The sequence below is a fragment of the Streptomyces sp. HUAS 15-9 genome (assembly GCF_025642155.1).
In the GTDB taxonomy this organism is placed as follows: Bacteria; Actinomycetota; Actinomycetes; order Streptomycetales; family Streptomycetaceae; genus Streptomyces.
On the sequence record NZ_CP106798.1, the window covers coordinates 2,546,469 to 2,573,098 of the forward strand.

25 protein-coding genes and 2 pseudogenes are annotated in these 26,630 nt (G+C 69.0%); 13 read left to right on the forward strand and 14 right to left on the reverse strand.

The features are described 5' to 3' along the window. Positions 1 to 54: 54 nt before the first annotated feature. Entirely contained in the window at positions 55 to 1,416 is a 1,362-nt protein-coding gene (locus N8I87_RS11660; protein WP_263208043.1) for a glutamine synthetase family protein, read from the reverse strand. Positions 1,417 to 1,719: 303 nt separating this feature from the next. Here N8I87_RS11660 and N8I87_RS11665 point away from each other — a divergent pair, with 303 nt between their 5' ends. After that, entirely contained in the window at positions 1,720 to 2,907 is a 1,188-nt protein-coding gene (locus N8I87_RS11665) for a globin domain-containing protein (RefSeq protein WP_263208045.1), read from the forward strand. Between the two features lie 13 nt (positions 2,908 to 2,920). On the opposite strand, the gene N8I87_RS11670 is transcribed toward N8I87_RS11665, so the two are convergent. Next, the gene (locus tag N8I87_RS11670; protein WP_263208047.1) at positions 2,921 to 3,355 is read right to left on the reverse strand and encodes an RrF2 family transcriptional regulator; all 435 of its coding nucleotides are present in this window, start codon (positions 3,353 to 3,355) and stop codon (positions 2,921 to 2,923) included. Positions 3,356 to 3,497: 142 nt separating this feature from the next. Here N8I87_RS11670 and N8I87_RS11675 point away from each other — a divergent pair, with 142 nt between their 5' ends. The 5 genes from N8I87_RS11675 (at position 3,498) to N8I87_RS11695 (ending at position 8,881) form a co-directional block, all read left to right on the forward strand. Continuing rightward, on the forward strand, positions 3,498 to 4,175 hold the full coding sequence (locus N8I87_RS11675; protein WP_263208049.1) for a thioredoxin-like domain-containing protein: 678 nt from the start codon (positions 3,498 to 3,500) through the stop codon (positions 4,173 to 4,175). Continuing rightward, entirely contained in the window at positions 4,172 to 4,798 is a 627-nt protein-coding gene (locus N8I87_RS11680) for a DUF305 domain-containing protein (protein WP_263208052.1), read from the forward strand. The genes N8I87_RS11675 and N8I87_RS11680 overlap by 4 nt, the downstream gene beginning before the upstream one ends. A gap of 209 nt (positions 4,799 to 5,007) precedes the next feature. Further along, the gene (locus N8I87_RS11685; RefSeq protein WP_263208054.1) at positions 5,008 to 6,951 is read left to right on the forward strand and encodes a S53 family peptidase; all 1,944 of its coding nucleotides are present in this window, start codon (positions 5,008 to 5,010) and stop codon (positions 6,949 to 6,951) included. 338 nt (positions 6,952 to 7,289) lie between these two features. Further along, positions 7,290 to 8,279 carry a hypothetical protein gene (locus N8I87_RS11690; RefSeq protein WP_263208056.1) on the forward strand — a complete coding sequence of 330 codons (990 nt, stop codon included), beginning with the start codon at positions 7,290 to 7,292 and terminating at the stop codon, positions 8,277 to 8,279. A gap of 74 nt (positions 8,280 to 8,353) precedes the next feature. Continuing rightward, positions 8,354 to 8,881 (forward strand): hypothetical protein, encoded by a 528-nt coding sequence (locus tag N8I87_RS11695; RefSeq protein WP_263208058.1) that lies wholly within the window; start codon positions 8,354 to 8,356, stop codon positions 8,879 to 8,881. Positions 8,882 to 8,941: 60 nt separating this feature from the next. Here N8I87_RS11695 and N8I87_RS11700 read toward each other — a convergent pair whose 3' ends face one another. The 3 genes and pseudogenes from N8I87_RS11700 to N8I87_RS11710 all read right to left on the reverse strand — a co-directional run. Next, positions 8,942 to 9,343: a hypothetical protein gene (locus N8I87_RS11700; RefSeq protein ID WP_263208060.1), complete on the reverse strand. Its 402-nt coding sequence runs from the start codon at positions 9,341 to 9,343 to the stop codon at positions 8,942 to 8,944. A gap of 113 nt (positions 9,344 to 9,456) precedes the next feature. Next, positions 9,457 to 10,419, reverse strand: coding sequence for an endonuclease/exonuclease/phosphatase family protein (locus N8I87_RS11705; RefSeq protein WP_411577372.1), 963 nt, complete (start codon positions 10,417 to 10,419; stop codon positions 9,457 to 9,459). A 306-nt stretch (positions 10,420 to 10,725) separates the two neighbouring features. After that, positions 10,726 to 11,001: pseudogene (locus N8I87_RS11710) on the reverse strand (MFS transporter); the annotation flags it as partial. Positions 11,002 to 11,261: 260 nt separating this feature from the next. Between N8I87_RS11710 and N8I87_RS11715 the strand changes: the two are divergent. Continuing rightward, a complete protein-coding gene (locus N8I87_RS11715) occupies positions 11,262 to 13,301 on the forward strand; it encodes an NAD(+) synthase (protein WP_411577373.1) in 2,040 nt (679 codons plus the stop codon). Positions 13,302 to 13,383: 82 nt separating this feature from the next. Here the strand turns inward: N8I87_RS11715 and N8I87_RS11720 are convergent, their stop codons facing one another. Beyond that, positions 13,384 to 13,548 carry a hypothetical protein gene (locus N8I87_RS11720; protein WP_263208066.1) on the reverse strand — a complete coding sequence of 55 codons (165 nt, stop codon included), beginning with the start codon at positions 13,546 to 13,548 and terminating at the stop codon, positions 13,384 to 13,386. 20 nt (positions 13,549 to 13,568) lie between these two features. Between N8I87_RS11720 and N8I87_RS11725 the strand changes: the two genes are divergently transcribed. After that, positions 13,569 to 14,654 carry a DUF6215 domain-containing protein gene (locus tag N8I87_RS11725; protein ID WP_263208068.1) on the forward strand — a complete coding sequence of 362 codons (1,086 nt, stop codon included), beginning with the start codon at positions 13,569 to 13,571 and terminating at the stop codon, positions 14,652 to 14,654. A gap of 30 nt (positions 14,655 to 14,684) precedes the next feature. Here the strand turns inward: N8I87_RS11725 and N8I87_RS44725 are convergent. From N8I87_RS44725 to N8I87_RS11735, 3 genes and pseudogenes are all read right to left on the reverse strand, one after another. Continuing rightward, positions 14,685 to 14,822 (reverse strand): annotated as a pseudogene (locus tag N8I87_RS44725) (DUF1062 domain-containing protein); the annotation flags it as partial. Beyond that, complete coding sequence (locus N8I87_RS11730) at positions 14,774 to 15,094, reverse strand: DUF397 domain-containing protein (RefSeq protein ID WP_263208070.1); 321 nt, start codon at positions 15,092 to 15,094, stop codon at positions 14,774 to 14,776. The pseudogene N8I87_RS44725 and the gene N8I87_RS11730, both read right to left, overlap by 49 nt. Continuing rightward, a complete protein-coding gene (locus tag N8I87_RS11735; protein ID WP_263208072.1) occupies positions 15,066 to 15,929 on the reverse strand; it encodes a helix-turn-helix domain-containing protein in 864 nt (287 codons plus the stop codon). The genes N8I87_RS11730 and N8I87_RS11735 overlap by 29 nt, the downstream gene beginning before the upstream one ends. A 115-nt stretch (positions 15,930 to 16,044) precedes the next feature. Between N8I87_RS11735 and N8I87_RS11740 the strand changes: the two genes are divergently transcribed. Then, entirely contained in the window at positions 16,045 to 16,269 is a 225-nt protein-coding gene (locus N8I87_RS11740; protein ID WP_263208075.1) for a hypothetical protein, read from the forward strand. Then, positions 16,266 to 16,628 carry an ATP-binding protein gene (locus tag N8I87_RS11745; protein WP_263208077.1) on the forward strand — a complete coding sequence of 121 codons (363 nt, stop codon included), beginning with the start codon at positions 16,266 to 16,268 and terminating at the stop codon, positions 16,626 to 16,628. The genes N8I87_RS11740 and N8I87_RS11745 overlap by 4 nt, the downstream gene beginning before the upstream one ends. A 320-nt stretch (positions 16,629 to 16,948) precedes the next feature. Here N8I87_RS11745 and N8I87_RS11750 read toward each other — a convergent pair whose 3' ends face one another. From N8I87_RS11750 to N8I87_RS11770, 5 genes are all read right to left on the reverse strand, one after another. Beyond that, positions 16,949 to 17,566, reverse strand: coding sequence for an SUKH-4 family immunity protein (locus N8I87_RS11750; protein WP_263208079.1), 618 nt, complete (start codon positions 17,564 to 17,566; stop codon positions 16,949 to 16,951). A gap of 800 nt (positions 17,567 to 18,366) precedes the next feature. After that, positions 18,367 to 19,590, reverse strand: a complete 1,224-nt coding sequence (locus N8I87_RS11755) for an MFS transporter (protein WP_263208082.1) — start codon at positions 19,588 to 19,590, stop codon at positions 18,367 to 18,369. Positions 19,591 to 19,678: 88 nt separating this feature from the next. After that, positions 19,679 to 20,740, reverse strand: a complete 1,062-nt coding sequence (locus tag N8I87_RS11760) for an endonuclease/exonuclease/phosphatase family protein (protein ID WP_263208084.1) — start codon at positions 20,738 to 20,740, stop codon at positions 19,679 to 19,681. Positions 20,741 to 20,924: 184 nt separating this feature from the next. Next, on the reverse strand, positions 20,925 to 21,554 hold the full coding sequence (locus N8I87_RS11765) for a TetR/AcrR family transcriptional regulator (RefSeq protein WP_263208086.1): 630 nt from the start codon (positions 21,552 to 21,554) through the stop codon (positions 20,925 to 20,927). 87 nt (positions 21,555 to 21,641) lie between these two features. Beyond that, on the reverse strand, positions 21,642 to 23,240 hold the full coding sequence (locus N8I87_RS11770) for an MFS transporter (protein ID WP_263208088.1): 1,599 nt from the start codon (positions 23,238 to 23,240) through the stop codon (positions 21,642 to 21,644). A gap of 348 nt (positions 23,241 to 23,588) precedes the next feature. Between N8I87_RS11770 and panB the strand changes: the two genes are divergently transcribed. The 3 genes from panB (at position 23,589) to N8I87_RS11785 (ending at position 26,630) form a co-directional block, all read left to right on the forward strand. Next, a complete protein-coding gene (panB, locus tag N8I87_RS11775) occupies positions 23,589 to 24,455 on the forward strand; it encodes a 3-methyl-2-oxobutanoate hydroxymethyltransferase (protein ID WP_263208090.1) in 867 nt (288 codons plus the stop codon). A 271-nt stretch (positions 24,456 to 24,726) separates the two neighbouring features. Then, positions 24,727 to 25,752: an ATP-binding cassette domain-containing protein gene (locus N8I87_RS11780; protein ID WP_263208092.1), complete on the forward strand. Its 1,026-nt coding sequence runs from the start codon at positions 24,727 to 24,729 to the stop codon at positions 25,750 to 25,752. Further along, positions 25,749 to 26,630, forward strand: a complete 882-nt coding sequence (locus N8I87_RS11785; RefSeq protein ID WP_263208093.1) for an ABC transporter permease — start codon at positions 25,749 to 25,751, stop codon at positions 26,628 to 26,630. Before N8I87_RS11780 ends, N8I87_RS11785 begins: the two co-directional genes overlap by 4 nt.

Below are 26,630 nucleotides of genomic sequence, written 5' to 3' on the forward strand. Positions count from 1 at the left end.
AGCACGAGGCTCGCACCGGAGGGGCCACGTCGTGGCCCCTCCGCCTGCCGACGCCTACAGCACCGGCAGGTTCTTCCGCAGTTCGAACGCCGTAACCTCGGAGCGGTACTCCTCCCACTCCTGGCGCTTGTTGCGCAGGAAGAAGTCGAAGACGTGCTCGCCGAGGGTCTCGGCGACGAGGTCGCTGGTCTCCATGAGGGTCAGGGCCTCGCCGAGGTTCTGCGGGAGGGGCTCGATGCCCATCGCGCGGCGCTCGGCGTTGGACAGGGCCCAGACGTCGTCCTCGGCGCCGGGCGGGAGCTCGTAGCCCTCCTCGATGCCCTTGAGGCCCGCGGCCAGCAGGAGGGCGTAGGCGAGGTACGGGTTCGCGCCGGAGTCGATGGAGCGGACCTCCACGCGCGCCGAGCCGGTCTTGCCGGGCTTGTACATGGGCACGCGGACCAGGGCCGAGCGGTTGTTGTGACCCCAGCAGATGTACGAGGGGGCCTCACCGCCGGCGCCCGCCGTGCGCTCGGAGCCGCCCCAGATGCGCTTGTAGGAGTTGACCCACTGGTTGGTGACGGCGGAGATCTCCGCGGCGTGCTTGAGCAGGCCCGCGATGAAGGAGCGGCCGACCTTGGAGAGCTGGTACTCGGCGCCGGACTCGTAGAACGCGTTGCGGTCGCCCTCGAAGAGGGACAGGTGGGTGTGCATGCCGGAGCCGGGGTGCTCGGAGAAGGGCTTCGGCATGAAGGTCGCCTGGACGCCCTGCTCAAGCGCCACCTGCTTCATGACCAGGCGGAACGTCATGATGTTGTCCGCCGTGGACAGGGCGTCGGCGTAGCGCAGGTCGATCTCCTGCTGGCCCGGTGCGCCCTCGTGGTGGGAGAACTCGACCGAGATGCCCATCGACTCCAGCATGGTGATCGCCTGGCGGCGGAAGTCCATGCCGATGTTCTGGGGGGTGTGGTCGAAGTAGCCGGAGTTGTCGGCGGGCGTCGGGCGCGTGCCGTCCAGCGGGCGGTCCTTCAGCAGGAAGAACTCGATCTCCGGGTGGGTGTAGAAGGTGAAGCCCAGGTCGGAGGTGCGGGCGAGGGCACGCTTGAGGACGTAGCGCGGATCCGCGAAGGACGGGGAGCCGTCCGGCATGAGGATGTCGCAGAACATACGGGCGGTGCCGGGCGCCTCGGCACGCCACGGCAGCACCTGGAAGGTCGAGGGGTCCGGCTTGGCGATCATGTCGGACTCGTACACACGGGCGAAGCCCTCGATGGCGGAGCCGTCGAAGCCGATGCCCTCGTCGAAGGCCTGCTCCAGCTCGGCGGGGGCCACGGCCACGGACTTGAGGAAGCCCAGCACGTCGGTGAACCACAGGCGCACGAACCGGATGTCGCGCTCCTCCAACGTCCGGAGCACGAACTCCTGCTGCTTGTCCATCTTCCGCTTCCCCATCCTTGCTGGTCAGGCCGCCCTTCCCGGAAGGCGCCGGGAGGCGGTCGGGCACCTGAGCATCACACCACAACACCGTTTCACGCGCGTTGCGGACCATGATCGCCCGGCCGACCTCGGCCTGAACGCCTCGCGTCCGGCACGTGTACTGCTCTGCAGCCCATCTTGCCTGCTCGGAGTGACATAAGTAATGGCCGGTCGGGTTCCCCCACCCCCGCTTTAATTTGCATTCATGATGCAAGTTTTAATGGCTGACGACCACAGCCCATCAACAGGAGCCCAGGAGCCCCGATGCTGTCCGAGCAGTCCGCTGCCACCGTCCGTGCCACCCTTCCCGTCGTCGGCGCCGCCATCGGCGAGATAACCGAGCGCTTCTACAACGGACTCTTCACCGCCCACCCCGAACTGCTGCGCGACCTGTTCAACCGGGGCAACCAAGCCGCGGGCACCCAGCGCCAAGCCCTGGCGGGGTCCATCGCCGCCTTCGCCACGCACCTCGTGGACCACCCCGACCAGCGGCCCGACGCGATGCTGAGCCGCATCGCCCACAAGCACGCCTCGCTCGGCATCGCGCCCGAGCAGTACCCGATCGTCCACGAGCACCTCTTCGCCGCCATCGTCGAGGTCCTCGGCGAGGCCGTCACGCCCGAGGTCGCGGCCGCCTGGGACGAGGTCTACTGGCTGATGGCGAACGCCCTGATCGCCATCGAGCGGCGGCTGTACGAGGAGAGCGCCGACGAGACCGGCTGGCGCGAGTGGGAGGTCACCGAGCGGGTCACGGAGACCGCCGACGTCATCACCCTGCGGCTGCGGCCGGTGGACGGCGGCCCGGTGCGCGGCTTCCGCGCGGGCCAGTACCTCTCGGTGCGCGTCACCCTCCCCGACGGCGCCCGGCAGATCCGGCAGTACAGCCTCTCCGGGGCGCCCAGCGCGACCGAGCGGCAGATCAGCGTGAAGCGGGTGTCCGGCGGTACGACACCCGAGGGCGAGGTCTCGAACCACCTGCACGCGCACGTGGCGGCGGGAACCGTGCTGGAGCTGTCCGCCCCCTACGGCGACCTGGTCCTGGAGGACGTCACCGGCGCCCCGCTGCTGCTCGCCTCCGCCGGCATCGGTGTGACCCCGATGATCGCGATGCTGGCGCAGCTCGCGGAGGACGGTCACCGCGCCCCGGTCACCGTCGTGCACGGCGACCGCTCCCCCGCCGACCACGCGCTGCGCAACGACCACGAGGCGTACACCGCCAAGCTGGCCGACGGCGCCGCGCACTTCTTCTACGAGCAGGACGCCGAGCCGGCCGGCCGCGCGGGGCTCGTCGACCTCACGGTCGTACCGGTGGCTTCCGGCACGCGCGCGTACCTGTGCGGTCCGCTGCCCTTCATGCGCGCGGTGCGCACCCAGCTGATCGAGCAGGGCGTGGCCCCGGCCGACATCCACTACGAGGTGTTCGGCCCCGACCTGTGGCTGGCGCAGAACTGAGGACGCGCAAAGGCTAGGGCCGCGAGGAGATCTCCAGCAGCAGGGGGCCGGTCGGCCCCGCGACCATCTCCTCCAGCGTGACCGGGTCCAGCGTGGCGTAGAACGCCTCCTGGGCCCGGCGCAGGGCGCCGCGCAGCCGGCAGTCGGAGTTCAGGGGGCAGGGCGAGGAACCCTCGCATTCGACGACCTCGCCGTCCCCCTCGAACCTGCGCACCACGGCCCCGACCGATGCCCGGCGCCCCTTCTCGCTGAGCGCGAGACCGCCGCCCCGGCCGCGCCGGGCGTCCACGAGGCCGAGGTGCTGGAGCTCGGCCACCACCTTCGTGGCGTGCGTGTACGGCACGTCGATGTCCGCCGCGACCTGGCGCGTCGTGGGGGTGGACGCACCGGCGACGGCGAGCCGCATCAGGAGACGCAGGGCGAGGTCGGTGGAGCGCAGCAGCCGCATATCCGCAGCGTAAATAATGCGCATTCGGCGTTCAAATATTCTTTCCCATGCCCTCCCTACGGAACGGGGCCTCTCCCCCATTACGATCAGTGAGCCCGACCGTCCCGTCCGTTCCGGCCCTTTCCCCAGAAGGACAACAGCCATGGGTTCCGCCAAGAACAGCAACAACGCCGCGCGCAAGGCACGTATCGAGGAGATGCGGCGCGCCGAGCAGGCCCGCGAGCGCCGCAACCGGGTGCTCGTCATCGCCGCGAGCGTGGTGGTGGTCGCCGGTCTCGTCGTCGGCGGTGTGGTGCTCGTGAACTCGCAGAAGGACAGCGACAGCACGGCGAGCGACTCAAAGGGCGCCGGCTCCGGGGACTCGGGCCACTTCACCACGGGCACGGACGGGGTGCGGACCTGGTCCGGCAAGCTGGCCCGGACCCATGTCACCACGACCGTGAAGTACCCGATGCACCCGCCGGTGGGCGGCAACCACAACCCGGTCTGGCTGAACTGCAACGGTGACGTCTACACCGCGGCCGTGAAGGACGAGAACGCCGTGCACGCGCTGGAGCACGGCGCGGTCTGGGTGACGTACACCAGCAAGGCGAAGAAGGCCGACGTCGACGCGCTCGCGGCCAAGGTGAAGAAGACGCCGTACACGCTCATGAGCCCGTACGAGAACCAGGCGGCGCCGCTCATCCTCTCGGCGTGGGGCCACCAGCTCACGGTGAAGAGCGCGGACGACCCGGCCGTGGACAAGTTCTTCGCCACCTACGTCCAGGGCAAGCAGACGCCCGAGCCGGGCGCTTCGTGCACCGGCGGGATGATGAAGTGAGGCGGCACATCGGCTGGATCGCGGGTGCCGCGGCGGCCGTGCTCGTCGCCGCCGGAGCGATCACCTACGCGGTCGCCGAGGACGGGGACCCGGGGACCGGGACTCCGAGCGCCGACTCGGCGGACGCCGGGTTCGCGCGGGACATGGCGGTCCATCACCAGCAGGCCGTCGAGATGTCGTACATCGTGCGCGACCGTACGACGGACGAGGAAGTACGCCGGCTCGCCTACGACATCGCGCAGACGCAGGCCAACCAGCGCGGCATGCTGCTGGGCTGGCTGGACCTGTGGGAGCTGCCGAAGGTGTCGGCGAAGCCGCCGATGACCTGGATGGGCATGGGCGACATGGCGTCCGGCAAGGACGGCGCGCTGATGCCGGGCATGGCGACCAACGCCGACCTGAAGAAGCTCGGCACCCTCAGCGGCAAGCAGGCCGAGGTCTTCTATCTCCAGTTGATGACGGACCATCACAAGGGCGGCATCCACATGGCCGAGGGGTGCGTCGCCAAGTGCACCGTCGGCGTGGAGAAGAAGCTCGCCCAGGGCATGGTCGACGCGCAGCAGTCCGAGATCCAGCTGATGGCCGACATGTTGAAGGAGCGGGGCGCCAAGCCGCGTTCATAACACGGCCACCAGGACGAAAGCCGCAATTCCCCCTGGATGACGGTTCCTTGGGGTTCTCTTGACTTTTGCGTTCCCCTGGCATGAACGGTTCATCGAAAGAGTGGCCCCCATCGTGTGATCCATTCGCGGGCCTAACCGCCGCGGGCCGGCGCCCGGATCCACGACGTACCGACCACTACATGCATGCGAACCGCATCGCAGGGGGTTCTATGAGATCCAACCGTGCCACGGTGCGCGCCGGTGTGAGCATGGCAGCGACACTGCCCATGATCGCCGGTGCGCTGGCGTTCGGCATACCCGCGGCGCACGCCGTGGACAACCCGGGCCGAAACGCCCTCGCGGGCACCAAGCCCGCCTGGGCCACGACCAAGGCGGACAAGGGCGCCACCTCGAACAGCGCCCAGGTCTCCGCCCGGGTGTACCTCTCCGGCCGGAACGCGGCCGGCCTCGCCGCCTATGCCAAGGCGGTGTCCGACCCGAACTCGAAGACGTACGGCAAGTACCTGAGCGCCAAGCAGGCGCAGGCCCGCTTCGGTGCGACCAAGGCCCAGGTGTCCGCCGTCAAGTCCTGGCTCAGGTCGTCGGGCCTCACGGTCACGAAGGTCACGCAGCACTACATCGCCGTCACCGGTGACGTGTCCGCCGCCGAGAAGGCGTTCGGCACCCAGCTGCACAACTACACCAGGGGCTCGAAGACCTACCACGCGCCGTCGAAGACGGCCTCCGTGCCGGAGAGCCTCAAGGGCGCCGTCCTGACCGTCACCGGCCTGGACAACGCGCCGCACAAGGCGACCCACAACGACCAGCTGCCGCCGCCGGACGCGGTGTTCAAGAACGCCGGGCCGTTCTCCTCGTACTACGGCTCGAACGTCGCGACCACGCTGCCGGACGCGTACGGCAAGAAGATCCCGTACGCCGTCAAGGGCTACACCGGCAAGCAGCTGCGCGCCGCCTACGGCGCCGGCACGTACACCGGCAAGGGCGTCCGCATCGCCATCACGGACGCGTACGCCTCGCCGACCATCGCCTTCGACGCGGCGTCCTACGCGAACAAGCACGGTGACGCGGCGTGGAGGACCGGTCAGCTGAAGCAGGTGCTGCCGAAGAACTACACGAAGACCAAGGAGTGCGGCGCGGCCGGCTGGTACGGCGAGGAGACCCTCGACGTCGAGGCCGTGCACGCGGTGGCGCCGAACGCCGACGTGACCTACGTGGGCGCCGGTTCCTGCTACGACGACGATCTGCTCGACTCGCTCAGCAAGATCGTCGACAACCACCTGGCCGACATCGTCTCCAACTCCTGGGGCGACATCGAGGCCAACCAGACGCCGGACCTCGCGGCCGCCTACGACCAGGTCTTCCAGTTCGGCGCGGTGCAGGGCATCGGCTTCTACTTCTCCTCCGGTGACAACGGCGACGAGGTCGCCAACACCGGTACGAAGCAGGTCGACACCCCCGCCAACTCGGCGTGGGTGACCGCGGTCGGCGGTACCTCGCTGGCCGTCGGCAAGGGCGACACGTACATGTGGGAGACCGGCTGGGGCACCGAGAAGGCGACCCTGTCGGCCGACGGCAAGAGCTGGACCGGCTTCCCCGGCGCCTTCACCTCGGGCGCGGGCGGCGGCACCAGCAAGACCGTGCCGCAGCCGTACTACCAGAAGAACGTCGTCCCGAAGGCGCTGGCCACGGCCAACAACGCCGCCGGCAACCGCGTCGTCCCGGACATCGCGGCCATCGCCGACCCGAACACCGGCTTCCTGGTCGGCCAGACGCAGACCTTCCCGGACGGCACCGAGCAGTACAGCGAGTACCGCATCGGCGGCACCTCGCTTGCCGCTCCGGTGATCGCGGCGGTCCAGGCGCTGGCCCAGGAGGCCCAGGGCGGCAAGGCAATCGGCTTCGCCAACCCGGGGATCTACAGCAAGTACGGCAAGACGGGTGTCTTCCACGACGTCACGGACAACCCGACCGGCTCCGGCCTGGCGGTGGCCCGTCTCGACTTCGTGAACGGCTTCGACGCCAGCGGCGGCCTCGCGACCTCGGTCCGCAGCCTCGGCAAGGACAGTTCGCTGTCGGCGGTGAAGGGCTACGACGACGTGACGGGCGTGGGCTCTCCGGGCGGCGGCTACGTGCGGTCCTACCGGCGCCACTGATGCGCTGACGCGCTGATCCGCCGAGCGGACGGGGCGTGGGGTCACCAAGACCCCACGCCCCTTTTTTGACCTTTATCGCACCCCGAAGGAAAAAGGCAACCCGAGAAAGCAAAAGAAACACCAGCGCACGGAAAAGATACCTTTGCAGGAATGAAGGAGTCCGCACTTGATCTTCACAATCGATCACTCGTACGGTTGTTCCGACTCAGGGGGAGGTCCACGCCGCACGGCGGGTGCTGAAATCCGTCCTGAATCAGCCCGGTTCCATTTTTCATTATTGATTCAAGCAAAGGCACCTCATGTCCCGATTCAGGCCGCGCCCCGTGGCGACTGTTGTCATGTCTGCTTCACTTCTGGTCCTTGGAATCCCCAGCCTGGCGCATGCGGCTCCAGACGCCTGCACAGACACGGTCAGCAAATTCGCCGCGGGCACGGTCAACCCCGGCTGCGGCACGACGTCACCCAGCCCGACCCCGTCCGCCTCCTCCACCGGCGTTCCGGGTGTGGACATCGGCAGCGACGGGTGGATCACCTACTCCGACGACGCGACCACCAAGTTCGGCATCACGGGCACCGTGAAGACCGTCAACGGCTCGGTGCAGACCGACGGCACCTGCCAGTTCGACGGCTCCACCACCAGCTCGTCGTCCGGCACCAGCTACGAGCAGGAGGTCGGGTACAACCCGAGCACCTGCCAGGAGCGCGTGCTCACCGGGACCATCACGCCGAACCAGGAAGCCAGCCTGGCCTCGCCGGCGGACACCAACGACACGCCCGAGACGCCGCAGTCCGCCTCCTCGACCGGTGACGCGAGCGACACCGTCACCCCGGCCGCGCAGCCCTACAACGAGTCGGGCGCGGCCGAAGCGGCGAGCAGCACGCCGTACAGCAACGCGCACACCAAGACGGCGTGGATCGACCCGGTCAACATCACCATCACGTCCCTCACCACCAACCTGCGCTGGCCGCTGTACGGCCACGTGGGGACCCTGAGCGCCAGGAACAACGCGTACAAGTTCAAGTACGACGGCTGGTCGACGTCCGGCACCCCGCAGCCGAAGTTCAGCTACCAGAGCGACGGCTGGGGCACCGGCGGCGCCGAGACCTTCAAGAACACCGACTTCGAGAAGATCGTCCTCTTCCTCCTCGGTCCGTCCGGCTGGGCCTCCTGCGGCTTCAGCACCGACACGGCCGTCTTCAAGCACAACGTGCACGTCTACGGCAAGAAGAACGGCTCCAGGGTCAGTGCCTGGCACGACAGCAAGGCGGGCGGGTGCTCGAACCTGGTACACCACCGCACCTCGAACGGCTTCGGATGGACCTCCTGACAATGAGCCCGTCCCACGGGCCGTCCCGTGCGCCTCGTCCTCACCGGACGGGCGCGTGGGGCGCCGCCCCACTCATGGCAGCCCTGGTGCTGGCTGCCACCGGATGCTCGTCCGGCGCCACCGCCACCGGCACACCCGGCACCGCAGTCGACACGAAGGGGATGGACCCGGGCACGGTGGCCGTGCAGTACTCGACGGCCCTGTTCTCCGGCCAGTTCGACCGCGCCTCCTCCTTCGTGCTCCCGCGGGAGCGTGGGGTGCTGAAGGTACTGTTCACCGGAATGAACAATTCCTCGGTCCGGGCAAAGGACCTCGGGGTCGGCTCCGTCAAGGCGAAGGCCGATTCCGCGACCGTGGTCCTGACCGGAAAGATGTGCAGCTCCGGTGTGATTCCGAAGGGTGCCACCGTAAAGCCGCGGCAGAACGAGAAATGCGTCGAAAACCACCGGCGCGATACCTCTGATCCAGCTTTCAAATTGGCGGCCTGCAAGAGTTCCGGTAAATGGTACGTGTGCTTCCCGAAATTCGACGAGGCCATGCACCAGGGTTCCGCTTCGACGTCGACTCAGGTCGTTACGCCCAGCCCTCGCTCCAGCAAGTGAGAGAATCCCTTTCCGGTTTTCCGGCCGAAGAGCACGGAGAACCGGAAAGGGTTCCGCACGTCAGTGCGTCCCCCTGTGCCGGTGGTCGAGCACCAGGAAGATCACGAATCCGGCGGCGAACAGGAGAGCACCGGCGGCCAGGAACGGCACCGGCGCGAACTCGTCGGTGCAGGTGCTCCCGCCCGCCGTCGCGTGACAGACGTTCCCGGGGCCGCCCCGGTTCAGGTAGGCGACGTAGAAGAGGGGCAGAGCCAGGCCCGTGAGGCCCCCGACGACGGCGGTCCTGTGTCCCTTGCGGAGCAGGAACACGGCGGCCGCGGCGGCCAGGGCGATCAGGACCACGCCCACCGACAACAGGGCGACCAGCCCCAGGGCCAGACACCCGCCGACCGCGAGCCACGCCAGGAACCAGCCCCATTCCGAACCGTGCCGATCCTCGGCCGTGATGGTCTTGCGCTGCATCGTGCCTCCCGCTGAAGGTAAGACTGCATCGACCGGATGTGCGGGTCCCGACGAAGCCCAGAATACTGCCTGATGTGATCACGTCACATAAGCACCCGGTGGTCGAAGCCCTCTCACGAGGCGGATGTGTCGACCTTCACACGCGCGGCCACCGGCAGGTGGTCGCTGCCCGTCGCCGGAAGCGTCCACGAGCTCTTCGGTTCGACCCCCTTCACCATGATCTGGTCGATCCGCGCCATCGGGAAGGACGCCGGCCAGCTGAACCCGAAGCCGCTACCCGCCGCGCCCCGCGTGGAGCGCAGTTGGGAGGTGACGGCGTTGAGGGCGCCGTCGTTCATGGTGCCGTTCAGGTCGCCGAGCAGCACGACCCGCGGCACGGCCTCGTCCGCGATGGCCTCGCCGAGCGCGTCGGCGCTCGTGTCGCGCTGCCGCGCGGTGAACCCGGCCTTCATCTTCACCCGCACCGAGGGGAGATGGGCGACGTACACCGCGACCTGGCCGGACGGGGCGGACACGACGGCCCGCATCGCGCGCGTCCAGCCCAGCTTGACGTCCACGGCCCTGACGCCGGTGAGCGGATACTTGCTCCACAGCCCGACGGTGCCCTGCACCGAGTGGTACCTGTACGTCGGCGCCAGGGCCTTCTCGTACACCGGCACGGCGGAGGCCTTCAGCTCCTCCAGCGCCAGCACGTCCGCGCCGGACGCGGCCACGTCGCGTGCCGTGCCGGACGGGTCGGGGTTGTCGGCGTTGACGTTGTGTGTCGCGGCCATGAGGTCGCCGCCGGCGCCCGTCTTGTCGGTGAGCAGCCCACCGAAGAGGTTCAGCCACACGATGCCCGGCAGCAGCACCGCGATCAGCGCGGTCGCCGACTTCCGTACGACACCGAGGACCAGCAGCACCGGGATCAGCAGGCCCAGCCAGGGCAGGAACGTCTCCGTGAGGCTGCCGAGGTTGCCCACTCTGTTGGGGATGCGCGAGTGCAGCAGCATCACCAGAGCGAGGAGCAGCGCGATCGCACCGGTGACGATGCCCCGGCGCCAGATCCCGGGATCACCGCGCCAGCCGTCGAACAAGTAGCTCCGGGAGCGCTCGAGCAGGCGTCGGAGCCGGGATCCCCGGTGCTCGGGCCCCGTGCGCACCGTCTGCCCCCGGGTTACGACCCCAGGGGATGATCGGATCCGTTCCTGCCGCCGTGCGGCGGCCGTACGGAAGACGATGACGAACAAGTCGGCACGAGGGGTTCCGGCTGCGACGACACCGGTCTGGACTGTGACGAAACGCGCACATTCGGGCTAAGTGCCAGGTGAGCTGACGGGCCGTAGGCCTTCGAGGACCGTGTCGACGATCTGCTCCGACAGCCCTTCGGGGAGGTCCGCGTCCGCGATCAGCTCGTCCGGGGAGCCGGACTCGGCGGCGAGGGCGGAGCCGATGCCGAACACGAGGAGGCCGCCGAGCAGGACCTTCTTGCGGCCCAGCCGGTCGCCGATGAGGCCGGAGGTGAACAGCAGGCCGGCGAAGACGAGGGTGTAGGCGTTGATCGCCCACTCGATCTCGCTCTGGGTGGCCCCCAGTCCGGTGGGGGCGGGGGTGGAGATGGTCTTGACGGCGACGTTCAGGATCGAGTTGTCGAGCACAACGATCAGCAGGCTCAGCATCAGGACGCCGAGGATCGCCCAGCGGCGGCCTCGCGACCTCGGTCCGCAGCCTCGGCAAGGACAGCTCGCTGTCCGCGGTGAAGGGCTACGACGACGTCACCGGCGTGGGCTCACCCGCGAACGGCTACGTGCAGTCGTACCGGCGTCACTGATCCGCTGACGCGGTAGGTGCGGTAGATGCCGTAGAGGGGCGTGGGGTGCACAACACTCCACGCCCCTCATCGCGTCGCTCTGACGATTACACTGGGCCAGTGCCTCCGTTGAACTTCTTCTCGATCTATCAGCACGGCTTCGCACGCGTCGCCGCGTGTACGGGTCACACCGTCATCGCGGACCCGCACGCCAACGCCCCAGCGGTCCTGCGCCACGCACGCCGGTGCGCCGAGGAGGGGGTCGCCGTCGCCGTCTTCCCGGAGATGGTGCTGTGCGGCTACTCGATCGAGGACCTGCTGCTGCAGGACGCGCTGCTCGACCAGGTCGAGGAGGCGCTCGGCGAGGTGGTGGCCGGCTCGGCGGACCTGCTGCCGGTGCTGGTCGTCGGTGCCCCACTGCGCCACCGCAACCGGGTCTACAACTGCGCGGTGATCGTGCACCGCGGCCGGATCCTCGGTGTGGTCCCCAAGTCGTACCCGCCGAACTACCGGGAGTTCTACGAGCGTCGGCAGATCGGCGACGGCGCCGACGAGCGCGGCGGATCGATCCGGGCCGGCGGCGAGACCGTACCGTTCGGCGTGGACCTGCTGTTCGCGGCGGAGGACGTCCCCGGTCTCGTACTGCACGCGGAGATCTGCGAGGACATGTGGGTGCCGGTGCCGCCCAGCGCGGAGGCGGCCCTCGCCGGCGCGACCGTCCTCGTCAATCTCTCGGGCAGTCCGATCACGGTCGGGCGCGCCGAGGACCGCAAGCTGCTGTGCCGCTCGGCGTCCTCCCGCTGCATCGCCGCGTACGTCTACGCGGCGGCCGGCCTCGGCGAGTCGACCACAGACCTGTCCTGGGACGGGCAGACCATGATCTACGAGAACGGCGCACTGCTGGCCGAGACCGAGCGGTTCCCGCTCGGCGCCGAGTACGCGGTGGCCGACGTGGACCTCGACCTGCTGCGGCAGGAGCGGCAGCGGACGGGCACGTTCGACGACAACCGCCGTACGCACAGGGCGCGGACGAGTGACTTCCGGACGGTTGGGTTCGAACTCGATCCGCCGCTCACCGACCTGGGGCTGCGCCGTCGCCTGGAGCGCTTCCCGTTCGTGCCGGCCGACCCCGACCGCCTCGCCCTGGACTGCTACGAGGCGTACAACATCCAGGTCGAGGGCCTCCAGCAGCGGCTGGCGGCGATCGGCGGCCCGAAGGTGGTCATCGGGGTGTCCGGCGGCCTGGACTCCACGCACGCGCTGATCGTCGCCGCCCGCGCGATGGACCGCGCGGGCCGCCCGCGCAGCGACATCCTGGCCTGGACGCTGCCCGGCTTCGCCACCAGCGACCACACCAAGGACAACGCGCATGCGCTGATGCGTTCCCTGGGTGTCACCGCGGCCGAGCTGGACATCACACCGACCGCACGGCTCATGCTGGAGGAGATGGGTCACCCGTTCGGCTCCGGCGAGCCGGTGTACGACGTCACCTTCGAGAACGTGCAGGCGGGTCTGCGCACGGACTATCTCTTCCGGCTGGCCAACCAGCGCGGCGGCATCGTGCTCGGCACCGGTGACCTCTCGGAGCTGGCGCTCGGCTGGTCCACGTACGGCGTGGGCGACCAGATGAGCCACTACAACGTCAACTCGGGCGTGCCGAAGACGCTGATCCAGCATCTGATCCGCTGGGTCATCGGCAGCGGCCAGTTCGACGAGGAGACCGGCAAGACGCTGGCCGCGATCCTCGACACGGAGATCAGCCCGGAGCTGGTGCCGGGCGAGGAGATGCAGTCGACGGAGTCGAAGATCGGCCCGTACGCACTGCACGACTTCACGCTCTTCCACGTGCTGCGGTACGGCTTCCGGCCGTCGAAGATCGCCTTCCTGGCCTGGCACGCCTGGCACGACGAGGAGTCCGGGGCGTGGCCCCCTGGCTTCCCGGAGGCCAAGCGGGTGGCGTACGACCTGCCGGAGATCCGGCGCTGGCTGGAGGTCTTCTGCCGCCGCTACTTCGCGTTCGCGCAGTTCAAGCGCTCGGCCATGCCGAACGGGCCAAAGGTCCTGGCCGGCGGTTCGCTCTCCCCGCGGGGCGACTGGCGTGCACCGTCGGACGGCAACGCACGGGCCTGGCTGCGGGACCTGGCCCGGTTCGACGTCCCGGAGACGTGAGCGCGTCGACGAAGGGGGCCCAGGCGGCGGCGCCGAGGAGCAGGGCGTCCCTCCCGTCTTCCTGCCGTCCTCCTGACCGGGATCAACAGGTGCGCCGGTAGGGGATGTCCCGGAACATGTCCGCTCCGGGTCCGAGGAGGACCTGTCCGCCGCGGGTGTCCACGGCCTCCAGCCGAGGCGCACCGTGCGGGAAGCGGGCCGGAGACGCCCCCGGAACTGTGGCCTCCATCACGGCAAATGTGATCATGTACCTGATGAAATCACCAGATGCTTGGTCTACTCCTGCGCGTGCTGCCCTTCTGGGTCCGCGAACCCCTGTTCATCGTGATCGGGTCCGTCTTCGGCCTGCGCCTCATGTATCTCGCCGCCCGCGACAGCGACGGGGTCGCGGGCGCCATCGGGGCGGCGTTCCTCGTGTTCACGGCGATACGCGTCCACACGGTGGTCCGGGCGCTGCGCGCGCACCGGAACCAGGGCCAGGGTTCGGCGTCCGCCGCAGGCGGGACGGTGACCGATACCGCCGCCCCGGCCACGGCCTTGGATCAGGCCCAGGCCCCCACCGCGGACCCGATTGCGGCCTCGGCACCGGCCGGAAGCCATGCCGGAGCCGGAACCGGACCACGTCCCGGCCCGGACAAGCCGGAGAAGGACCACAACGCTTGGGGCCAGGCCGTCGCGGCCCTGGCCGTGTTCGGGGCGCTCGCGGCCGCGGTGTGGCTGGGCGACCGCGTGATGCCGGTCAACGCCAACGCGCCGCAGCCCGCCTCCTGTTCGGACACGGAACACGAGAAGCTGCCGAAGGCGTACGAGAGGACGCCCCGGGCGGTGACCGGCGACGATCTGTGCAAGGCGCTCAACCGGCCCGACCTGGCCCGGCTCCTGGGAACGCCCGAAGAAGTCGCGAGCTCCGCTTCCGGCAGCAGCGGCACCGCACCCCTGACCGACGGGAAGGTCGCCGAGCCGGACGCCCAGATCGACTTCGACACGTACAGCGTGAAGCTCTCGGCCACCTACGACAAGATGTCGACCGCCCAGTACGTGCGGCTGATCGACATCGCGGGTGACAGGATCGAGAACGACGTCAGGACGCTCAAGGTTCTCGGCCGGCCCGCGGTCTTCTCCTCGGACCACACCATGAAGTTGGAGATCAATCTCGGCGGTGACCAGAAGGGCACGCCGGTCCAGCAGGGTCCGTTGGCCAGGACGCTGTCAGTGGCCCTCGACCGGAAGGACCTCGGCGGCTACTACGACATCACCGTGTGGAGCCAGACCGGCGCCCTCCCCAACGACGGGGCTCTCGTCGACATCGCCGAGAAGGTCCTGCCGACGATCCCCGAAAGGGGCGTTCACTGAACCGGCTCGCCGCCGCGGAAGCCTCAGGCGCTTGCCGCTCAGCGGGACCGCCGAGACGACCTTCCCTTCGATGACCGGTTTCTCGACCTCGGCCCACAAGAGACCGCAGCCCTCAGCGATCAGCCGCGCCGACCGGACCGGGACCCGGGCCGCGAAGCGGCCCGAGACGTGAGCGAGGCGACGAAGGGGGCCCAGGCGGCGGCGCTGAGGATGAGGGCGGGGCCGTGGGGGACCTTGGAGTCACGGACGGGGACGAGTCCGTGGATGCTGTCGGCGACTTCGAGGCAGTTGCCGCCGTCGCCGTTGCTGTAGCTCGACTTGCGCCAGAGGGCGGCGCCGGGGAAGTCGCCGGCGACTTCGACGCAGTCCCCACCGTCACCATTGCTGTAGCTGCTCTTGAACCAGAGCGCGTCACTCAAGTCGATCCGGTTGCTTGCCATTTCGGTAATCCTCTGCCGCTGCCTTGATCATGTCGAGGGACGTGTCTGGTGACAGCGCGACGGCCCTGAGCCGATCGTATGCCTTGCGGTACTGCTTCACGAGGGCCGGATCGTCGATGGTGTCACCGCTGTACGACGCCTCGATGTAGAGCAGCGGCGGTGCGTCCGGGAAGGTCATGACCTTGATGGAGGCGGCCATCAGGGGATACGGGCCGCACGTCCGCGGAACGATCTGCGGAGTGATCCGGCGTCGTTCGGCCAACTCCACGGCCCGGTCCAGCTGTTCGGCCATCTCCAGCGGAAGAAGGATCGGATCCGCGATGAGCGACTCGTGCAGGACCGCCCAGTAGTCCGGGGTGGAGTGATCCTCCTCGAAGAGGCGGGCGCGGGCGAGTCGGGCCGTCACCTTCTCCTCGACCCATTCGTCGGAGGCCGCCGGGTGAGCCGACCGGACCAGCGCCCGAGCGTACGGGGCGGTCTGGAGCAGCCCGGGGAAGGTGATGGGGCACCACTCCTCAATGGACTCCGCGTACTTCTCCGCCTCCAGGACCTTCTCGAAGTAGGCAGCATGCGGTCCCCTCCGCGCCTTCCGCACATCCTCGCAGTGCCGCTCGAAGAACCCGTCGGTGTTGAGCACCCGGTCCGCATGCCGGGCCAGATCGATCGGCATCCTCCGTTCCCCGCGCTCGATGTCGCTGAGGAACGTCTTGCCGTAGAAGCTGCCCTCAAGGAACGCCTCCAACGACATCCCCGCCGCCTCCCGCTTCCACCGCAACTCCTTGCCGTAGAAGGTCGGGACGCTCATCGAGCCGTCAATGTCCTTGCGCCGTGCCATCGTTCACCTTCCGCTGTCCCGGTCGCGAACGCGAAACCCCTTTCACGGTAGCGACCCCGACGACAGTCTGTGAGGTGTTCGTCACACAACGCACAGGAAGAGGACGACGCCACCCATGCCGGACTGCTCCCCCACCGCCTCCGACGTCTCCCTCTGCGTCGAGGACCTCCGTTCCGCCCTCGCCCTCCACGGCATCACGCTGCCCTCCCTCCGCGTCGACCTGCCGAGCTTCGCCGGTACGTACGCAACGCCCGCCGGCCTCGTCGCGCTCGGGAACTGCAACACGGCTACGGCCAACGCGCTCGCCGCCGCACTCCGAAAGACGGTGGCCGAGCGATGACGCCATACGAACTCCGGCTGCTCGCCACGCCGAAGGCCGTACCGGAACTCCGCCACCATCTCCGCGACCACGACTTCGACGTACGTCTGTGTGCGACGGAGCTGCTGACGAACGTCATCAACCACGTGGGCGAGGGCACGCCCGTGACCGTCAGGGTCATCGGCAAGCCGGGGCACGGCCACACCCGCATCGAGGTGACTGACCCCGACACCCGCACCCTGCCCATCCTGCTGTCAGCCTCGGCAACGAAGGATTCCGAGTCCGGGCGAGGCATGGCCCTACTCGACGCACTGACCGACCGGTGGGGCGTGGACCAGGCCCCGGACCGCAAGACGGTGTGGTGCGAACTGAGGAACTGAGGCGGCGTTGGTGGCCCCGAGGGGGCTGTCCCTCGCCGGGCGCGCTTAGACGCCGCTTCTGATGGCGAGACCGCAGAGGTGAAGCGTCCGCAAGGTGGCGGTCGGCGTAGGGCCGATGATCGCGAGGCCCCAGGGCGTGTTGTGAAAGTGCTGGTCACAGGCGCTCGTTAAGGACTGTGATCAGCACGGTCGCTTAGAGCACCTGATGGAAGGCCTGGTCGTAGCCATATCCCCTTCTTGGCTGGCTCGTTGAAGGAGTCATGGGGAACGGCCTGCGCACCGCGCAGACCGCGCGGTGAGTGGGCGACACCGGCCGGCGATCACCCGTAGAGCGAGCGGGCTCCCGGGCTGTCGCCCTTGAAGCGTTGACCCATGGCGATCTCCTCGCCGACCACCGACCAGACGGTCTCGTCGTCCTGGAAGGGGAGCGGGTCAATGCTGCTCGTCTCCTGACAAATGCGCTCAACCTCGCGCTCCAGGCGCTCGAAGTCGGCTTCCTCGTCGCCGTCGTCGCCGCTGAAGGTGAACTCCTCGAGCAGGCGCTGGAACCGAAGGGTGACCTGGACGAGGGAGGAGACGTCCGTGTGGAGTTCCTGCACGGTCTCCTCGCCGGCGTCGAAGGCGTACACCTTGCCCGTGCCGGGGTCGAGGGCGAGGTGGGCGTTGAGCAGCCAGCCGATGACGGGCCAGTCACCCGTGCCTTCCACAGCGTCCTCGAAGTCCTCGTTGTGGACGACGTCCTGGACGAGGGGCAGCAGGCCGTCGTCCTCGTCGGGCTCACGCAACCAGAGCGTCCCGGTGGGAACGCCGACGGTCTGCAGGAGGCGGGCGCCCTCTGTGTCCGCGGTGGAGGGTGGGAAGGCGGTGGCGGGCAGGGTCGCGATCCGGTTCTCGCCGAAGATGTCGGCGAGTTCGCTACGGGTGACGTCGAAAAGCACTGCCGGAACTCCGAACTCCGCGGCGGCACGGGCGCCGTGGGACTCTCAGTGGATGGAAGCGGTCACAGCAACAGCGTTGCGGATCGAGGCACTTCCGGCGACTCCGATTCCGCTGCCCGCTCACCCTCATAGCGGCGAACGGTGGGTGGGGCCGGGTTGGGGGCAGGCGGCCGGAGAAAGGGGGAGGGTCGGCGGGCGGTCACAGGCCTGCGGCTGTCACGGCCCCACGAAGTCGTCACTTCCGCCTCTCAAGTCACACGAGGCGGTGATTGGCCGGTTTGGGCCAGCGTCCGAGGCAAACCATTCCGTCCACCTGGCGGCATGCCCGAGCCCATTGACCCAATTCGACCAATCGCCTTGGAGAGCACGACCGCCAACGGCCACGAGCAGGATCCAGCAGGGGTGGATGCCCACGGCACCAACCCGCGCGCCCCCACCCCATCCACCCAGCCACCCACCCGACCCCACTCTCCCCCACCCCCACCCACCGCTCGCCGCTCGCCGCCAAGCCCACCCGGCGTGCTGGCGAGGCGCGCCCGCGCCCGTCGACGCCGGACCCAGACGCAGCCGACAGTTGCCCGCGAACCCCGCCTGGCCACCGGTCTCTCCGGACCGCTCGCTCGCTTCTCACCCGTGCTGGAGCGAGACGTGTCAAGGGTGGCCCGCAGGGCCATCGCCGAAGGCGACGCGGAGTGGAACGGAGCGCCCTTGACTCGCCTCGCGGAAGCACGCCACTGACCAAGAAGCGAGCGGCCCCAACAGCAACCCCTCAGCAGGGGCCCGCGACAGCTCCCCCCAAGTCAGTGCTGCAGCGCCCCCGGCTGCTCCGGCACGTGTGACGCAACCACCCGCTCGGCGAGGCCGGCCGACGGAGTTGCCCGGTGCCGGTCCACCAAGTACGCCGTACTCGCCACGGCGAGTCCCAGTACCGCCAGCCCCGCCCCCGCCACCGCCGGGGACGTCACCCCGAAGTCGGCCGCCAGGGCCAGGCCGCCTATCCAGGCTCCGCCCGCGTTGGCGAGGTTGAAGGCCGCCTGGTTGGCCGAGGAGGCCAGGGAGGGGGCCGCGGAGGCCTTTTCCATGACCATCAGTTGGAGGGGGGAACCCGTGATGAATGCCGCCGTGCCCAGCAGAATCACTGCCAGGGCCGCCGTCAGCGGCGTGCTCATGAGGAGGGGGAACAGGAGCAGGACCGCCGTCAGCGACAGCAGGCCCCCGAACAGCGTACGCCGCATCGCGTGGTCCGCCAGCCGGCCGCCCACCAGGTTGCCCACCGTCGCACCCACGCCGAACAGCGCCAGCAGCAGCGTCACGCTGGAGTCGGCGTAACCGGCGGCGTCCGTCAGCATCGGCGTGACGTAGCTGTACGCCGCGAAGAGCGCGCCGAAGCCCGTCACCGTGGTACCGAGTGCCAGCCACACCGGCAGCGAGTTGAGCGCCGACAACTCGCCTCGCAGGCCCACGGAGGGGGCGTCGGTGCGAGCCCGCGGGATCAGCAGGGCCAGGGACGCTATCGCCGCCACCCCGATCGCGCTCACGCCCAGGAACGTCGCCCGCCAGCCCAGGTGCTGGCCCATGAGCGTGGCCACCGGCACACCCGCGATGTTGGCGACGGTCAGGCCGAGGAACATCAGGGAGACGGAGCGGGCCTTGCGCTCCGGCGTCACCATGTTCGTCGCGACCACCGCGCCGACGCCGAAGAAGGCGCCGTGCGGCAGACCGCTCAGGAAGCGTGCCGCGAGGAGCGAGTCGTAGCCGGGGGCGAGGGCGGACAGCGCGTTGCCCGCGACGAACAGGCCCATCAGGGCCATGAGGACGGTGCGGCGGGGCATACGGGCGGTCAGCGCGGCCAGCAGCGGGGCGCCGATCACCACGCCGAGCGCGTACGCCGAGACCAGGTGCCCGGCGGTGGGGATCGAGATGTGCAGGTCGGTCGCGACGTCGGGCAGGAGGCCCATGATGACGAATTCGGTCGTGCCGATACCGAAGGCGCCTACGGCCAGCGCGAGCAGGGCCAGGGGCATGGAGGGGTTTGCCTTTCAGGGAGAGCGGAGTCCGTACAGTGTATGTTCAAGTACGGAACAAAGTCCCCCTGGCCGGCATTCCAGCGGGTTACGAGGACGTGTCGACCTTCACACGTGCCGCGACCGGCAAGTGGTCGCTGTTCGTCTTCGGCAGTGTCCACGAGCTCTCCGGCTCGACACCCTTGACCATGATCTGGTCGATCCGCGCCATCGGGAACGAGGCCGGCCAGCTGAAGCCGAAGCCGCTGCCCGCCGCGCCCTGTGTGGAGCGCAGCTGGGAGGTGACGGCGTTCAGGGAACGGTCGTTCATGGTGCCGTTCAGGTCGCCGAGCAGCACCACCCGCCGCAGTGGCTCGTCGGCGATGGCCTCGCCGAGTGCGTCGGCGCTCTTGTCGCGCTGGCGGGCGGTGAAGCCGGCTTCCATCTTCACCCGTACCGAGGGGAGATGGGCTACGTAGACCGCGACCTGACCGGTCGGCGCGGCCACCGTCGCGCGCATGGCGCGGGTCCAGCCCAGCTTGATGTCCACGGCCCTGACCGCGGTGAGCGGGTACTTGCTCCACAGGCCGACCGTGCCCTGTACGGAGTGGTACTTGTAGGTCGCCGCCAGCGCCTTCTCGTACAGCGGTACGGCCGACGCCTTCAGTTCCTCGAGCGCCAGCACGTCCGCGCCGGACGCGGCCACATCCCTGGCCGTGGCGGACGGGTCCGGGTTGTCGGCGTTGACGTTGTGCGTCGCGACCATCAGGTCGCCGCCGGAGTTCGTCTTGTCGGTGAGCAGGCCGCCGAAGAGGTTCAGCCACACAATGGCCGGAAGCAGCACCGCGATCAGCGCGGTCGCCGACTTCCGTACGGCCCCGAGGACGAGCAGCACCGGGATCAGCAGGACCAGCCAGGGCAGGAACGTCTCTGTGAGACTGCCGAGGTTGCCCACCCGGTTCGGGATGCGTGAGTGCACCAGCATCACCAGGGCGAGCAGCAGCGCGATCACGGCCGTGACGATGCCTCGACGCCAGATGCGCGGATCTCCGCGCCAGCCGTCGAACAGGCTTCTGCGCAGGCGCCCCAGCAGGTGCCGAAGCCGGGATCCCCGGTGCTCGGGCCCCGAGCCGCCGTTGTCCGTCTCCGTCATGTACGCCTGCTGCGCCATACCGTCTGCCTCACAACCTGCCGTGCGCACCGTCTTCCCCCTGGGTTACGACCCTAGGGGATGATCGGATCCGTTCCTGCCGCCGAGCGGCGGCCGTACGGAAGACGATGACGAACAAGTCGGCGCGAGGGGTTCCGGCTGCGGCGACACCCACCTGGACTGTGACGAAACGCGCACATTCGGGCTAAGTGCCGGGTCGGCTGACGGGCCGTAGGCCTTCGAGCACCGTGTCGACGATCTGCTCCGCCAGCCCTTCCGGGAGCTCCGCGTCGGGGCGCAGGGTGGAGCGGACGAGCATGGGGCCGACGAACATGTCGTTGGCCAGTTCGATGTCGACGTCCTCGCGGAGCTCGCCGTTGCGCTGTCCGCGGCGCAGCACTTCGAGGCCCAGGTTGCGCCGGGGAGTTATCACTCCGGCGTGGTAGGCGGCCCAGATCCTGGGGCTGCTCTTCATCTGGACGTGGACGTTGTGCAGGATCGCCGACGAGCGGCTGACCAGCCCGCGTTGGCGCAGCGATTCGAGCAGGACGACCAGGTCGTCGCGCATCGAGGTGCCGGGGAGCACGGGGTCGGGGGGCTCGGCGGCGCGCATGACGTCGACGAAGAGGTCCTCCTTGCCGCTCCAGCGGCGGTAGATGGTGGCCTTGCCGACGCCGGCGGTGCGGGCGACGCGCTCGATGGAGAGCTCGGCGAGGGGCACGCCCTCCTCCAGGAGCTTCATCACGCCTTCCAGAATGGCGTGTTCCACGGCCTCGCTGCGCGGGCGGCCCCGTACGGGACCGAGCTGCTGCGGCCGGCTGTCGGCAAGACTCACGTCGTATCGTCCTTTCACTGCGCTGCGGGAATTGTCCCGCAGCCGCCTCCTCCCCCCGTGGTGCCTCTCCGGACTTCGCCTCGCGGACTAGTCCGCGGCGGCGACCAACTCCTGTTCCGGCTTGCCCTCCTGCGGTGCCTGCGGTTTGCCCGGCAGGAAGAGTGCCGTCACGATCGCGCCGATGATCGCCACGCCCGTGCCGCACAGCGCGGTGACGTGCATGGCGTGCAGGAACGCGTCGTTGGCGGGGCCGACCAGATCCTTGCCCTGCGGGCCGAGCTTGCGGGCGACACCCAGGGTGGCCTCGATGGACTCTCCCGCCGTGTCCCTGAGGCCGGGCGGCAGCAGGCTCAGCTTGTCCTCGATGCCGGTGCGGTACGAGGTGGCCAGGACCGAGCCGAGCACGGCGATGCCGAGGGCGCCGCCGACCTGGCGGAAGGTGTTGCTGAGCGCGGAGGCCGAGCCGGCCTTCTCGCGCGGCAGGGCCTGCATGATGACGACGGAGGTCGGCGTCATGATGTGCGCCATGCCGGTGCCCATGAGGAAGAAGTCGACCTCCAGGATCCAGATCGGCGTGTCCGCCTCGAAGGTGGCGAAGATGACCAGCGTCACCGCGATGAGGAGCAGACCGGCCGTGGTGGTGGCCTTGTTGCCGAACCGGTCGACGACCAGCCGGGCCCGCGGCGCGAAGATCATCTGCGCGGCGGCCAGCGGCAGCATCAGCACACCGGACTCCAGCGGTGAGTAGCCGCGCACGCTCTGGGTGTAGAAGACACCGAAGAACGTCACGCCCATCAGCGCGAAGAAGACCAGCGCGATGGCGCTCATGGCGGCCGAGAAGACCTTGTTCTTGAAGTAGGTGACGTCCAGGGACGGGTGGTCGCTGCGCTTCTCGAAGACGACGAAGCCGGCCAGGACCGCGAGACCGGCCGCGATGGTCGCCAGGACCTTGGCGTCCGTGAAGTCGGCGAGCTCGCCGCCCTTGATGATGCCGTAGACGAGCAGGACCAGACCGACGACCGAGAGCACGACGCCGACGGGGTCGAGGCGGCCGGGCTTGGGGTCGCGCGAGTCGGGCACCAGCCAGATCATCAGCACCAGCGCGAGGATCACGATGGGTACGTTGACGAAGAAGACCGAGCCCCACCAGAAGTGGTCGAGGAGCGCGCCGCCGGTGATCGGCCCGATGGCGATGGCGAGTCCGACGCCGCCGGCCCAGATGCCGATGGCCTTGGGCTGCTCCTCGCGCTCGAAGACGTTCATCAGCACGGCGAGCGTGGCGGGCATGACGAAGGCGGCGCCGAGCGCCATCAGCGCGCGGTAGGCGATCAGCTCGTCCGGGGAGCCGGACTCGGCGGCGAGGGCGGAGCCGATGCCGAACACGAGGAGGCCGCCGAGCAGGACCTTCTTGCGGCCCAGCCGGTCGCCGATGAGGCCGGAGGTGAACAGCAGGCCGGCGAAGACGAGGGTGTAGGCGTTGATCGCCCACTCGATCTCGCTCTGGGTGGCCCCCAGTCCGGTGGGCGCCGGGGTGGAGATGGTCTTGACGGCGACGTTCAGGATCGAGTTGTCGAGCACAACGATCAGCAGGCTCAGCATCAGGACGCCGAGGATCGCCCAGCGGCGGCGGTGCACCGCTTCAGGTATCCGGGAACCGTGAGAGGCACGGTCGGCAGGAGTTGTCATGTTGACGACCCTAGGCCACTTCCAATACGGAACCGTATCGTATCTTAATTCCTTTACCGAGACCTTACGCAGCGCGGCCATGGCCCATCGGACAGCGCCCGGATACGGCCCACCACGCACCGCTCGTTCACGGCCCACCGCGCACCGCTCGTTCACCGCCCACCCCGGACCGAGCGGCACACGGGCGGCACACGGGCGGGGTGCGAGCGGACTGCGATGCGATGGAGCAAGGGACGACGTAAGGGATCACACGGGGATCCCCTGGCCCTCCCTGGCACGAGGTGCCACCATGGAGGGGATCCGGGGACGCCGTGAGGGCGCCTCGAGATGACTGAAGGAGCCGTTGCAATGACGCAGCTATCGGCTGCCCAGAACAAGCCCTCCGACGGCAGCAAAGCGCTGTACGGGGGCAAGGGCACACGCCGCATCACCGTCCGCGACATCGCCCTCGCCAAGGAGCGGGGCGAGAAATGGCCCATGCTCACCGCCTACGACGCGATGACCGCGTCCGTCTTCGACGACGCCGGCATCCCGGTGCTCCTGGTCGGCGACTCGGCGGGCAACTGCCACCTCGGGTACGAGACGACCGTGCCCGTCACCCTCGACGAGATGACCATGCTGTCGGCCGCGGTCGTACGCGGCACCCAGCGCGCCCTGATCGTCGGCGACCTGCCCTTCGGCTCGTACCAGGAGGGCCCGGTGCAGGCGCTGCGCTCGGCGACCCGGCTGGTGAAGGAGGCCGGCGTCGGCGCGGTGAAGCTGGAGGGCGGCGAGCGCTCCTACGAGCAGATCCGGCTGCTGGTGGAGTCCGGCATCCCGGTCATGGCCCACATCGGTCTGACCCCGCAGTCCGTGAACGCCATGGGCTACCGCGTCCAGGGGCGCGGCGAGGAGGCTGCCGCACAGCTGCTGCGCGACGCCAAGGCCGTACAGGACGCGGGCGCGTTCGCGGTGGTCCTCGAACTGGTCCCGGCCGAGCTCGCCGCCGAGGTGACGCGCGTGCTGCACATCCCGACCGTGGGCATCGGCGCCGGTGCGGAGACGGACGCGCAGGTGCTGGTGTGGACCGACATGCTCGGTCTGACCGGTGGCCGGGTGCCGAAGTTCGTGAAGAAGTACGCCGACCTGCGTGAGGTCATGGGCAGCGCGGTGAAGGAGTTCGCGGAGGACGTCGTGGGCGGGACGTTCCCGCTGGAGGAGCACTCCGTCCACTGAGGAACGGCAGGCAAGGCCGCTGAGGCCCAGCCGCGCCACTGAGCCACCGTCGCACCACCGACAGCCCCGCCGATCGTCCCCCGTCGGCGGGGCTGTCACCTTTTTGCGCCTAAACCGGCGCCGCTCTCGCGGACCTGGTTGCTCGCCGTCGTGGTTCCTCAATTGATGGTTGCGGTGCTCGTCGGGGAATTGTCGGTGCTGTCGGTTGTCCGTCGGGCTCTGTAGGCGGTCTGTAGGTGGTTTGTCGGTCGGGGCTGACAACGTCTGGGGCATGAAGCGAATCGACGACAACCCCAGTGGCGCGAACAGCGCCGTGACCGTGCGGGGGCTGGTCAAGCACTACGGCGAGACCAGGGCACTGGACGGTGTCGACCTGGATGTGCGCGAGGGCACCGTGATGGGTGTGCTCGGGCCGAACGGAGCCGGCAAGACCACCCTCGTACGCATCCTCTCCACCCTGCTGGCCCCCGACGCCGGACACGCCACCGTGGCCGGGTACGACGTCGTACGGCAGCCCCGGCAGCTGCGCCGGGTCATAGGCCTCACCGGGCAGTACGCATCGGTGGACGAGAAGCTCCCGGGCTGGGAGAACCTGTACATGATCGGGCGGCTGCTGGACCTGCCGCGCAAGGAGGCCCGCGCCCGCGCCGACGAGCTGCTGGAGCGCTTCTCGCTGACCGAGGCCGCCCGGCGGCCCGCGGGAACGTACTCCGGCGGTATGCGGCGGCGGCTCGACCTGGCCGCTTCGATGATCGGCCGGCCCGCCGTCCTCTACCTGGACGAGCCGACGACGGGACTCGACCCCCGTACCCGCAACGAGGTGTGGGACGAGGTCAAGGCCATGGTCGGGGACGGGGTCACCGTCCTGCTGACCACGCAGTACATGGAGGAGGCCGAGCAGCTCGCCTCCGAGCTGACCGTCGTGGACCGCGGGAAGGTCATCGCGAACGGCGGCATCGAGGAGCTGAAGGCCAGGGTCGGCGGACGCACGCTGCGCGTGAGGCCCGCGGACCCGCTGGAGCTGCACCCGCTCGCCGGGATGCTCGACGAGCTGGGCATCACCGGTCTGGCCAGTACGACCGTGGACACCGAAGCGGGCTCCCTGCTGGTGCCGATCCTCAGCGACGAGCAGCTGACCGCCGTGGTCGGCGCGGTCACCGCACGCGGCATCACCATCTCCTCGATCACCACCGAACTGCCCAGTCTGGACGAGGTGTTCCTGTCCCTCACCGGCCACCGCGCCAGTGCCCCGCAGGACGCCACGCCCGCCGAGATCCGCGAGGAGGTCGCCGTATGAGCTCCCACCCGTCGCCCACCACCACCCTGAACGAGGCGCTTCGCGCCGCCCCTTCGACCACTCTCTCTCCGAACGCAGTCGCCTCGAAGGCGGTCGACGCGCCCATCCCGCTCCGTGCCCATCTGCGCCACACCGGCGCGCTCATCCGCCGCAATCTGCTGTGGATCCGGCAGGACCCGGAGTCGATGTTCGACGCCATCCTGTTCCCGGTGATCTTCACCCTGCTGTTCGTCTACGTCTTCGGCGGCTCCATCGGGCAGTCGCTGGGCGGCGGTCAGGACCAGTACGTGCAGTACGTCGTGCCCGGCCTCATGGCCATGATGGGCATGAACATGGCCCAGGGCGTGGGCACCGGCTTCAACACGGACTTCAACTCCGGTGTCATGGACCGCTTCCGGTCCCTGCCGATCGGGCGTGGCTCCGTGCTGTTCGCCAAGATCGCGGTGGAGCTGATGCGGATGCTCTTCGCGACCGTCGTGCTCGTCATCGTCGGCGTGCTCGTGGGCTTCGACATCAACAACTGGCCGGGGCTGCTCGCCTCGGTGGGTCTGTCCGCGGTGTTCGGCTCGGCCCTGATGTGGGTGTTCCTCACCCTCGGTGTGATCATGAAGAACGCGCAGTCCGTACAGGCCATGGGCTTCCTGGTGCTGATGCCGCTGCAGTTCGGCTCGTCGATCTTCGCGCCGACCGCCTCGATGCCGGGCTGGCTGCAGAACTTCACCGAGTACAACCCGCTGTCGGCCCTGGCGGACACCGCGCGCGGTCTGATGGTCGGCGGACCGGTCACGCACGGGCTGTGGGTGACCCTGGCCTGGTCGGCGGGGCTCACCGCGGTGATGGCACCGGTCGCGATCCATAAGTTCCGTACCAAGAACTGA

Bases quoted from the DNA above. Each gene is read 5' to 3' on its own strand.
- N8I87_RS11725 (WP_263208068.1), top strand. From the start codon at position 13,569: ATGCTTGGTCTACTCCTGCGCGTGCTGCCCTTCTGGGTCCGCGAACCC.
- N8I87_RS11770 (WP_263208088.1), bottom strand. From the start codon at position 23,240: ATGACAACTCCTGCCGACCGTGCCTCTCACGGTTCCCGGATACCTGAA.
- N8I87_RS11675 (WP_263208049.1), top strand. From the start codon at position 3,498: ATGGGTTCCGCCAAGAACAGCAACAACGCCGCGCGCAAGGCACGTATC.
- N8I87_RS11745 (WP_263208077.1), top strand. From the start codon at position 16,266: ATGACGCCATACGAACTCCGGCTGCTCGCCACGCCGAAGGCCGTACCG.
- N8I87_RS11740 (WP_263208075.1), top strand. From the start codon at position 16,045: ATGCCGGACTGCTCCCCCACCGCCTCCGACGTCTCCCTCTGCGTCGAG.
- N8I87_RS11735 (WP_263208072.1), bottom strand. From the start codon at position 15,929: ATGGCACGGCGCAAGGACATTGACGGCTCGATGAGCGTCCCGACCTTC.
- N8I87_RS11785 (WP_263208093.1), top strand. From the start codon at position 25,749: ATGAGCTCCCACCCGTCGCCCACCACCACCCTGAACGAGGCGCTTCGC.
- N8I87_RS11690 (WP_263208056.1), top strand. From the start codon at position 7,290: ATGTCTGCTTCACTTCTGGTCCTTGGAATCCCCAGCCTGGCGCATGCG.
- N8I87_RS11700 (WP_263208060.1), bottom strand. From the start codon at position 9,343: ATGCAGCGCAAGACCATCACGGCCGAGGATCGGCACGGTTCGGAATGG.
- N8I87_RS11720 (WP_263208066.1), bottom strand. From the start codon at position 13,548: ATGATCACATTTGCCGTGATGGAGGCCACAGTTCCGGGGGCGTCTCCG.
- N8I87_RS11760 (WP_263208084.1), bottom strand. From the start codon at position 20,740: ATGGCGCAGCAGGCGTACATGACGGAGACGGACAACGGCGGCTCGGGG.
- N8I87_RS11755 (WP_263208082.1), bottom strand. From the start codon at position 19,590: ATGCCCCTGGCCCTGCTCGCGCTGGCCGTAGGCGCCTTCGGTATCGGC.
- N8I87_RS11670 (WP_263208047.1), bottom strand. From the start codon at position 3,355: ATGCGGCTGCTGCGCTCCACCGACCTCGCCCTGCGTCTCCTGATGCGG.
- N8I87_RS11730 (WP_263208070.1), bottom strand. From the start codon at position 15,094: ATGGCAAGCAACCGGATCGACTTGAGTGACGCGCTCTGGTTCAAGAGC.
- N8I87_RS11660 (WP_263208043.1), bottom strand. From the start codon at position 1,416: ATGGACAAGCAGCAGGAGTTCGTGCTCCGGACGTTGGAGGAGCGCGAC.
- N8I87_RS11665 (WP_263208045.1), top strand. From the start codon at position 1,720: ATGCTGTCCGAGCAGTCCGCTGCCACCGTCCGTGCCACCCTTCCCGTC.
- panB (WP_263208090.1), top strand. From the start codon at position 23,589: ATGACGCAGCTATCGGCTGCCCAGAACAAGCCCTCCGACGGCAGCAAA.
- N8I87_RS11695 (WP_263208058.1), top strand. From the start codon at position 8,354: ATGGCAGCCCTGGTGCTGGCTGCCACCGGATGCTCGTCCGGCGCCACC.
- N8I87_RS11685 (WP_263208054.1), top strand. From the start codon at position 5,008: ATGAGATCCAACCGTGCCACGGTGCGCGCCGGTGTGAGCATGGCAGCG.
- N8I87_RS11780 (WP_263208092.1), top strand. From the start codon at position 24,727: ATGAAGCGAATCGACGACAACCCCAGTGGCGCGAACAGCGCCGTGACC.